Source organism: Alicyclobacillus sp. CIJ1 (assembly GCF_057538885.1).
In genome coordinates, this window is record NZ_BAAJPH010000050.1 from 1 (window position 1) to 285 (window position 285).

1 rRNA gene is annotated in these 285 nt (G+C 62.5%); it reads left to right on the forward strand.

The annotated features are described in order from the left end of the window. Positions 1–285, forward strand: a 23S ribosomal RNA gene (locus AC27E8_RS00345); the annotation flags it as partial.

The window sequence follows — 285 nt, forward strand, 5'->3', positions numbered from 1 at the left end:
GATAGGTGGGAGACGGAGAAGCTTGGGCGCCAGCCTGAGTGGAGTCGGCGTTGGGATACCACCCTTGGGACACGGTTGTTCTAACCGGCCTTGTGAGGACGCGAGGCGGGACAGTGTCAGGCGGACAGTTTGACTGGGGCGGTCGCCTCCTAAAGGGTAACGGAGGCGCCCAAAGGTTCCCTCAGCGCGGATGGAAATCGCGCGGAGCGTGCAAAGGCAAAAGGGAGCTTGACTGCGAGACGGACAGGTCGAGCAGGGACGAAAGTCGGGCTTAGTGACCCGGTG